The organism is Cellulomonas triticagri, from assembly GCF_003696205.1.
Classification (GTDB): Bacteria; Actinomycetota; Actinomycetes; order Actinomycetales; family Cellulomonadaceae; genus Cellulomonas; species Cellulomonas triticagri.
On the sequence record NZ_RFFI01000143.1, the window covers coordinates 1 to 9022 of the forward strand.

At 73.6% G+C, this 9022-nt stretch carries 7 protein-coding genes and 1 pseudogene; 6 read left to right on the forward strand and 2 right to left on the reverse strand.

From position 1 onward, the window contains the following. A pseudogene (locus EBM89_RS22635) lies at nucleotides 1-117 on the forward strand (IS30 family transposase); the annotation flags it as partial. Between the two features lie 152 nt (nucleotides 118-269). On the opposite strand, the gene EBM89_RS18235 reads toward EBM89_RS22635, so the two are convergent. Beyond that, nucleotides 270-1757 (reverse strand): sensor histidine kinase, encoded by a 1488-nt coding sequence (locus EBM89_RS18235; protein WP_122151055.1) that lies wholly within the window; start codon nucleotides 1755-1757, stop codon nucleotides 270-272. Between the two features lie 153 nt (nucleotides 1758-1910). Between EBM89_RS18235 and EBM89_RS18240 the strand changes: the two genes are divergently transcribed. The 5 genes from EBM89_RS18240 (at nucleotide 1911) to EBM89_RS18260 (ending at nucleotide 7216) form a co-directional block, all read left to right on the forward strand. Further along, nucleotides 1911-2426: a DUF2505 domain-containing protein gene (locus tag EBM89_RS18240; protein ID WP_122151056.1), complete on the forward strand. Its 516-nt coding sequence runs from the start codon at nucleotides 1911-1913 to the stop codon at nucleotides 2424-2426. A gap of 240 nt (nucleotides 2427-2666) precedes the next feature. Continuing rightward, nucleotides 2667-3959, forward strand: coding sequence for an ABC transporter substrate-binding protein (locus tag EBM89_RS18245; protein WP_122151057.1), 1293 nt, complete (start codon nucleotides 2667-2669; stop codon nucleotides 3957-3959). Nucleotides 3960-4047: 88 nt separating this feature from the next. Continuing rightward, nucleotides 4048-5148: a carbohydrate ABC transporter permease gene (locus EBM89_RS18250; RefSeq protein WP_122151058.1), complete on the forward strand. Its 1101-nt coding sequence runs from the start codon at nucleotides 4048-4050 to the stop codon at nucleotides 5146-5148. Further along, a complete protein-coding gene (locus tag EBM89_RS18255) occupies nucleotides 5145-6065 on the forward strand; it encodes a carbohydrate ABC transporter permease (RefSeq protein WP_122151059.1) in 921 nt (306 codons plus the stop codon). The genes EBM89_RS18250 and EBM89_RS18255 overlap by 4 nt, the downstream gene beginning before the upstream one ends. A 122-nt stretch (nucleotides 6066-6187) precedes the next feature. After that, on the forward strand, nucleotides 6188-7216 hold the full coding sequence (locus tag EBM89_RS18260) for a LacI family DNA-binding transcriptional regulator (protein WP_122151060.1): 1029 nt from the start codon (nucleotides 6188-6190) through the stop codon (nucleotides 7214-7216). Between the two features lie 52 nt (nucleotides 7217-7268). Here the strand turns inward: EBM89_RS18260 and EBM89_RS18265 are convergent. Then, nucleotides 7269-9022: aldehyde dehydrogenase family protein (locus EBM89_RS18265; protein WP_122151061.1), on the reverse strand; the 1754-nt coding region annotated here is incomplete at its 5' end.

Consider the following 9022-nt stretch of genomic DNA (forward strand, 5'->3'; position numbering starts at 1 on the left):
ACCCAGGACGACCTCGACGCCGTCGCCCGCCAGCTCAACGGCCGACCCCGCGAGACCCTGGACTGGCAGAATCCCGCACAACGACTCAACGACCTACTCGTTGCAACCGCCGCCTGAAACCGCCGACGCCGGACCCCGCACCTGCTGACCACTCGACGCGCGTCGCCTCGCGGGGCGGCGAGGGCGAGGGCTGGGGCGATGACGAGAGCAGGTGGGGGGGCGGGGCGGGGCGGGGCGAGCAGGCGGGGCGAGCAGGCGGGGCGTCGGGGTCAGGCGACCGTGTTGGCCTCGCGGCCCGGGGCGCGGAGGGTCGCGCGGAGCTCGACCTCGGTGCCGCCGCCAGCGCGCGGGGACCAGGCGATCGAGCCGCGGAGCTCGTTGGTGACGAGGGTCGACACGATCTGCGTCCCGAGGCCGGTGCCCGCACCGGCGCCGTCGGGGATGCCCGCGCCGTCGTCGGCGACGGTGACGAGCAGGTCGTCCTCGATGCGCTCGGCGGTGACCTCGACGGTCCCGGACTCGCGTCCGGCGAGGCCGTGCTCGACGGCGTTGGTGACGAGCTCGGTGAGGACGAGCGCGAGGGCGGTGGCGTCCTCGGCGGACACGGCCCCGAAGGTGCCGCGCACGTGGGTGCGCACAGATGCCCCGGCGGAGGCGACGTCGGCGGCGAGGCGCAGCGACCGGCCCACGAGGTCGTCGAACTGCACGGTCTCGTCGAGCGTCTGCGAGAGGGTCTCGTGCACGAGGGCGATGGTGGCGACGCGACGCATGGCCTCCTCGAGGGCGGCGCGCGCCTCGGGCACGTCCATCCGGCGGGCCTGGAGGCGCAGCAGCGCGGCGACGGTCTGCAGGTTGTTCTTGACCCGGTGGTGGATCTCCCGGATCGTCGCGTCCTTGGTGATGAGCTCGCGCTCGCGCCGCCGCAGCTCGGAGACGTCGCGGCACAGCAGGACGGCGCCGATGCGCTCGCCCCCCTCGGTGAGGGGGACGGCCCGCAGGGACAGGGCGACGCCGTGCGCCTCGATGTCGGTGCGCCACGGCGCGCGGCCCATGAGGACGAGCGGCATGGACTCGTCGACGGTGGACTTCTGCTCGACGAGGTCGGCGACGAGCTCGACGAGGGACCGGCCGACGAGGTCGTCCATGGCGCCGAACCGGTGGAAGCAGGACAGGGCGTTCGGGCTGGCGTACAGCACCTCGCCCTCGGAGTTGAGGCGCACGAGGCCGTCGGCGACGCGCGGGGCGCCGCGGCGTGGGCCGGTGGCGGCGTCGAGCATGGGGAACTCGCCGCGGCCGATCATGCTCATGATGTCGTCGGCGGCCTCGACGTAGTTGAGCTCGAGGCGGCTCGGGGTGCGGGCGCCGCCGAGGTTGGTCTGCCGGGCGAGCACGGCGACCGTGCGGCCCTCGCGGACGACGGGCACGGCCTCCTCGCGGACGGCGTAGGAGCCGAACCAGCGGGGCTCGCGGGACCGCTGCGCGCGGACCTCGGTGAGGGTGCGCTGCAGCTGGGGGCGCTGCCCGTCGGGGGCGCGGGAGCCCACGACGTCGTCGTAGTGCACCGTGGCGCCCGTGCTGGGGCGGCACTGGGCGATCGCGACGAAGTCGCCGTCGGTGGTGGGCAGCCAGAGCACGAGGTCCGCGAAGGCGAGGTCGGAGATGACCTGCCAGTCGCCGACCAGGAGGTGCAGCCACTCGATGTCCGCGTCCTGGAGGTGCGGGGCGTGGCGCTGCGCGAGCTCGCTCAGGGTGGACACCGTCCCAGGGTAAGTGGTGCACCGACCCCCTCGGCGCGGGCGTCCACCAGCACCCACGCGCCGGGGTGGGACGCACGGCGCACGGGCCGCAGGGCGGATACTGTCGGTGCCATCCGCCCCGCGCAGCCCGCGCACCTGGAAGGACCCGTCGTCGTGCACCTGCAGGTCTCCGTCTCCGTCCCCGCCGACCCCCGCTCGACCGGCGTGATGCTGGCCGACCCGGTGTACGTCCGCGCGAAGGTCCGCGCGAGCGGCGCCGAGGAGCTGCACGTGGACGTCGCGCCCGGCGAGGGCGGCGCGTTCACGGTGACGACGCGCCGGGCGCTGCCGACGGACCAGATCCCGCCGAACGTGCGGTCGTTCGTGGGGTCGCGCCTGGAGGTGCGGCAGGTCGAGGCGTGGGAGCCGGCGGCCGCGGACGGCACGCGCGCCGGCACGGTGGCGGTGGAGATCGCGGGCGCCCCGGTGCGCCTGGCGGGCACGGTCACGCTGGCGGCGGCACCCTCGGGCGAGGGCGCGTCGACCATCACGTACGACGGCGAGCTGAAGGCGCACGTGCCGCTGTTCGGCGCCGCGGTGGAGCAGGCGGCGGCGAAGGCGGTGCGCGCGGCCCTGGAGGCCGAGGAGGGCGTCGCCCGGGAGTGGGTCGCGTCCTCGCCGGAGGCGTAACGATTCCGTAACGCGGTTGCCCCGACAACGGCCCTGACCTGCGACGACGCGGTCATGGGATCGCTTCCACACCCGTTCGGCCGTCTCGCGGCTTGACACTCTCACCCTCGGGAGGCGAGGGTGCACGTCATCGGCGTGGAAGCGCTCCCGCAGCACGTTTGGGAACGCTCTCACGACGGCGCCGACGACGGCGCCACAACTGACGCGGCGAGGACGCCGCCGGATGACGAGGGAGTCAAGGTGCGCAGGAGCACGCGCAAGACGTGGGTGGCTGTTGCCGGAGCGACGGGCGTGGCCCTGCTCGCGACGGCCTGCGGTGGCGGGGGCGACGACGCCGCGAGCGACGACGAGGGCGGGAAGGTCACGCTGACCATCTCGACCTTCAACCAGTTCGGCTACGAGGACCTCCTGGAGGAGTACCAGGAGGAGAACCCGAACATCACCATCGAGCACAACAAGTTCGGCAAGTCCGACGACGCCAAGGAGCAGTTCCAGACGGCGCTCGGCGCGGGCTCCGGCCTGGCCGACGTGGTCGGCGTCGAGGTCGACTGGCTGCCGCAGATGATCCAGTACTCGGACCAGTTCACCGACCTGACCAGCGACTCGGTCGAGGGCCGCTGGAACGCGTGGACGACCGACCAGGCCACCACCCCGGGCGGCGAGCTGCTCGGCTACCCGACGGACATCGGCCCGGAGGCCATCGCCTACCGCGCCGACCTGTTCGAGGCCGCGGGCCTGCCGTCCGACCGCGAGGCCGTGGCCGAGCTGTTCGGCGGCGACGACGCCACCTGGGACCAGTTCTTCGAGGTCGGCGACCAGTTCATGGCCGCCGGCACCGGCCCGGCGTTCTTCGACTCTGCGGACGCGCTGGCCCAGGGCATGATCAACCAGGTCGAGGTGCCGTTCGAGGACCCCGACTCCGGCGAGATCATCGCGCTCGACAACCCCGAGATCCGCGACATCTACGACACGATCCTGTCGCACGAGGACCAGTCCGCCGGTCTCAAGCAGTGGGAGACCGACTGGACGAACGCGTTCCAGAGCAACGGCTTCGCGGTCGCGCTGGCCCCGGCCTGGTTCCTCGGCAACATCGAGGGCAACTCGGCGGGCGTCGAGGGCTGGGACATCGCCAACGTCTTCCCCGGCGGCGGCGGCAACTGGGGCGGTTCGTTCCTCGCGGTCCCGACGATGTCGGAGCACCCGGAGGAGGCCAAGGCGCTCGCCGACTGGCTGACCGCCCCCGAGCAGCAGCTCCGTGCGTTCGCCGTCAACGGCAACTTCCCCAGCCAGATCGAGGCGCAGCAGTCCGACGAGCTCCAGGGCATGACCCGCGAGTTCTTCAACGACGCCCCGACCGGCCAGATCTACACCGACCGCTCGGCCGCGATCTCGGTCGCGCCGTACAAGGGTGAGAACTACTTCACCATCCGCACCGGCCTGTCCGACGCGTTCAACCGCGTCGACGTCGACAAGTCGATGACGCCCGACGAGTCCTGGAAGGGCTTCGAGGACGCGGTCGCCGCGATCGGCTGACCCACCGGGCCGGGCGCCACCCGCGCCCCCGCCCCGCCCGCGGCACCGACGCCGTGAGCCCCGCAGCACCCCCGCACGAAGGAACTCCATGGCCACCCAGACGGCGCCCCCGGTGGGCGCGGCACCGCTCGGCGGCGACGACCGCCCGCCCCGCAAGATCGGCTTCCGGCAGACGCTGGGCCGGTGGGACGTCAAGGTCTCGCCCTACCTCTACATCTCGCCGTTCTTCGTGCTGTTCGCGATCGTCGGCCTGTTCCCGCTGCTCTACACGGGCTGGGTCTCGCTGCACGAGTGGAGCCTGATCGGCGGGCAGGGCGAGTTCGTCGGCCTGGACAACTTCACGTTCGTCCTCGGGCAGACGTTCTTCTGGAGCGCGCTGCGCAACACCCTGAGCATCTTCCTGCTGTCGACGGTGCCGCAGGTGGTCGTCGCCCTGGTCATCGCCGCGATGCTGGACGCGAACCTGCGCGCGAAGACGTTCTGGCGGATGGGCGTGCTGCTCCCCTACGTCGTCGCCCCCGTGGCCGTCGGCCTGGTGTTCTCGCAGATGTTCGCCGACGGCTCCGGCATGATCAACTCGCTGCTGGGCCAGATCGGCATCGACCCGATCGGCTGGCACAAGGACGTGCTCCCGTCGCACATCGCCATCGCCTCGATGGTGAACTTCCGCTGGACCGGCTACAACGCGCTGATCCTCCTGGCCGCCATGCAGGCCATCCCCCGCGACATGTACGAGGCGGCGACCCTCGACGGCGCGAACCGGCTCCGCCAGTTCTTCTCCATCACCGTCCCGATGGTCCGCCCGACGATGATCTTCGTGATCCTCACGTCGACCATCGGCGGCCTGCAGATCTTCGACGAGCCGCGCATGTACGACGCGACCGGCCTCGGCGGGTCCAACGGCCAGTGGAAGACCGTGACGCTGTACCTGTACGAGCTCGGCTGGAACAAGCAGCAGCTCGGCCGGGCGGCCGCGGTCGCCTGGTTGCTGTTCCTGGTGATCATCGTGTTCGCCCTGCTGAACAACTTCCTGACCCGCCGGATCGCGTCGGCGGACGACATGAGCCGCACGGCGAAGGCCGCCCGACGGTCGCAGCGGCGCGCGTCGCGCGACCTGACCCGTCGCGTCAAGCAGACGTCCGACGCCGCGGTGCCCGCCGCGGCCCCGATCGATGTGGATCCCCGATGAGCGCCCCGTCCCTGCCCGTCATCCAGCAGACCGCCGGCAAGGGCGCGGCGAAGGCCGCGGCCCGCAAGCGGGGTCGTGGGAACGGCGGCGGCGCCGACCGCAGGCCGGGCTGGGTCACCTACCTGGTGCTCGGCGCGTTCGTGCTGATCTCCGCCTACCCGCTGTACTTCACGCTGCAGCTGGCGTCCTCGACGTCGGCCGACATCGCGCAGAACCCGTTCCCGGGCTTCCTGCCGGGTGGTGAGCTGTTCAGCAACCTGCAGCGCGTGTTCGACGCGGACATCGACCTGGTCCGCGCGACCGGCAACTCGCTGGTCGTCGCGATCGTCACCAGCGTGTCCGTGGTGTTCTTCTCCACGCTCGCGGGGTACTCGTTCTCCAAGCTGCGGTTCCGCGGCCGGGGCCCGCTGCTGGTGTTCGTCATCGCGACGATGGCCGTGCCGACGCAGCTCGGTGTCGTCCCGCTGTACATCGTCATGCGGGAGCTCAACCTCACGGGCAACCTGCTGGCGGTGGTCCTGCCCGCGATGGTGACGGCGTTCGGCGTGTTCTGGATGACCCAGTACCTCGACTCGGCGCTGCCGTACGAGCTGATCGAGGCCGCTCGCGTGGACGGCGCGTCGATGTTCCGGACGTTCTGGTCGATCGCGCTCCCGGCCGCCCGGCCCGCCGCGGCGATGCTGGCGCTGTTCACGTTCATCACCTCGTGGACGAACTTCTTCTGGCCGTCCATCGTGCTCGGCGCCCAGAACCCGACCCTGCCGGTGGCGCTGAAGCTGCTGCAGGCCGGGTTCTTCCAGGACCTGCCGCTGATCATGGCGGGTGTCGTCCTGTCGATCATCCCGCTGCTGCTGCTGTTCGTGGTCGCGGGCCGCCAGCTGGTGGCCGGGATCATGGCGGGAGCCGTGAAGGGCTGACCGTTACGCTTCGGCGCGGGGACCCGGTCCCGGGTCCCCGCGCTCCGGCGGTGCGTCCGGTCCCTGCCGTCCGGCGGCGGGGACGGCGGGCGCGCCCGCGACATCCCCGGAAGGAGGCGACCGTGACCGACCTGGCACACCCCGCCTCGACCAGCGCGCCGACGCTCGAGCAGGTCGCCGAGCGTGCCGGTGTGTCCCGCTCGACGGCGTCCCGCGCCATCAACGGCGGCCTGCGGGTCTCGCCCGAGGCCATGGAGTCCGTGGCCGCGGCGGTGGCCGCGCTCGGCTACACGCCCAACCGCGCCGCGCGGTCCCTGGTGACGCGCCGCACCGACTCCGTGGCCCTGGTGGTGCCGGAGCCGGACGAGCGCGTGCTGTCCGACCCGTTCTTCGCGGGAGTGCTGAACGGCGTCTCGACGCCGCTGGCCCGCTCGGACCTGCAGCTGCTGCTGATCATCGCCCGCCCGGGCGAGTCCGAGCGCACCGCCCGGTACCTGCGCGCGGGTCACGTGGACGGCGCCATCGTGGTGTCCCACCACCGGGACGACGTGATCGACCAGGCGCTCGCCGGGTCGCACCTGCCGACGGTGTTCATCGGCCGGCCGCTCGTCGGCGGGGACACCGCCGCGGTCGTCGACACCGACAACGTGCGCGGTGGGCGGCTCGCCACCGAGCACCTGATCGGCCTGGGGCGGCGCCGCGTCGCGACCATCGCGGGCCCGTCGGACATGTCCGCGGGCATCGACCGGCTCGCGGGCTGGCGCGCGGCGCTCACCGACGCGGGGCTGCCCGCGGACGCGGTCGTGAGCGGGGACTTCACGGTGGACGGCGGGGCCACGGCCGCCCGCGAGCTGCTGGCCCGGTTCCCGGACGTCGACGCGGTGTTCATCGCGTCCGACCTGATGGCGGCGGGCGCGCTGCCCGAGCTCGCGGAGGCGGGCCGCCGGGTGCCGCAGGACGTCGCCGTGGTCGGCTACGACAACTCCGGCCTGGCGACGACGACCAAGCCGAACCTCACGACGGTGACCCAGCCGGTGATCGCGATGGCCCGCGCGGCGGGCGAGGAGCTCGTGGCGCAGCTGCAGGGCCGCGCCCCGCTCGGCGTGCCGCAGATCTTCGAGCCGGAGCTGGTCGTCCGCGGCTCGGCCTGACGAGGTCCGTCCCGGGCGCGGGGCAGGGGGTCCGCGCGCCCGGGACGGGGTCTCAGCGGGTCGGGTCGATGTGCCCGAACCGGTGCCGGGTGCGGCTGACCGCCTGCTCCCGCACCACGGTCATCAGCTCGCGCCGCCCGGACGCGACCACCGGGGTGTCGAGCACGGTGACCTCGCCGGTGCGGGCGACCGCGGCAGCCCGCAGCCCGGGCGCGGTGCCCACGACCCGGACCCGCCCGGCGACCGTCCCCGCGGCGACGCGCGCGGCGAACGCCTCGTCGGTCTCGGCGTCGGCCCGGCTCACGGCCACGGGTACCCCGGCGGTGCGGGCGGCGTTCAGCACGCGGCGCAGGTCGCGCTCGCGCGCGTCGGCCCCGGCGCGGACGGTGAGGTGCGGCACGGGCCGGTGCCGCAGCGTGTTCTCCTCGGCGGCGAGCCCGGACGGGTCGCGGTCGACGCCGAGCTCCTCGCGCCACACCCGGGCGTCGTCCTGCTGGGCCCAGGCGAGCCACGCGTCGTCGTCCAGCGCGGCGGTCGCGTCGTCGTCCTGCCAGTCGCCGAGCTGGGCGACGTAGGACGGACCACCGGCCTTCGCGCCGGGTCCGACGACGGACGCCTTCCAGCCGCCGAACGGCTGGCGCTGCACCACCGCGCCGGTGATGTGCCGGTTGACGTAGGCGTTGCCCACCTCGACCCGGTCCAGCCAGTGCGCGATCTCCGCCTCGTCGAGGGAGTGCAGGCCGCCGGTGAGGCCGAGGGCGACGGCGTTCTGCACGGCGATGGCCTCGTCCAGCGTCTCGACGCGGATGATCCCGAGCACCGGGCCGAAGCACTCGGTGAGGTGGAACCAGGACCCGGGCCGGACGCCGTGCTTGACGCCGGGCGTCCAGAGGCGGCCCTCCTCGTCCAGGCGCCGCGGCTTGACCAGCCAGTCCTCGCCCTCGTCGAGCGTGGTGAGCGCGCGCAGCAGCTTGCCGGACGCGGGCTCGACCAGCGGGCCGACGGTGGTGCCGAGGTCGTCGGACCAGCCGACCCGCAGCGACGACACCGCGTCGGCGAGCTGGCGGCGCAGCCGGTCGGAGCGACCCGCGGAGCCGACGAGGATGGCGAGCGACGCCGCCGAGCACTTCTGCCCCGCGTGCCCGAACGCGGACCGCACGAGGTCGGCGACGGCGAGGTCCACGTCGGCGGACGGCGTGATGATCAGGGCGTTCTTGCCGGAGGTCTCGGCGAGGACGTCGAGGTCGGGCCGCCACCCGGCGAACATCTGCGCGGTCTCCAGCGAGCCGGTGAGCACGACCCGGGCGACGTCGGGGTGCGTGACGAGGCGACGACCGACCTCGCCCTCAGGGGACAGCACGACCTGCAGCGCGTCCTCGGTCACGCCGCCGTCCGCGAGCGCCGCGGCGATCGCGGCCACGGCGACCCGCACGCAGCGCGGGGTCTGCGGGGCGGGCTTGATCAGCACCGGGGACCCGGCGGCGAGCGCGGCGAGCGTGGAGCCGACCGGGATCGCGACGGGGAAGTTCCACGGCGGCGTGACGACGGTGACCCCGCGCGGGCGGAAGACGGCCCCGGGCACGAACCCGTCGGCGAGCTCGTCGGCGCGGTCCGCGTAGTAGCGGGCGAAGTCGACGGCCTCGCTGACCTCGGGGTCGGCCTCGGCGACGGTCTTGCCGCCCTCGTGCACCATCGTGGCGACGAGGTCGCCGCGGGCGGCCTCCAGGGCGTCGGCGGCGCGGCGCAGCAACGCGGCGCGCTCGGCGGGCGGGCGGGCGGACCACGCGGGTGCGGCGGCCACGGCCC

Coding starts and splice junctions, on each gene's coding strand:
- EBM89_RS18250 (WP_122151058.1), top strand. CDS start 4,048: ATGGCCACCCAGACGGCGCCCCCGGTGGGCGCGGCACCGCTCGGCGGC.
- EBM89_RS18255 (WP_122151059.1), top strand. CDS start 5,145: ATGAGCGCCCCGTCCCTGCCCGTCATCCAGCAGACCGCCGGCAAGGGC.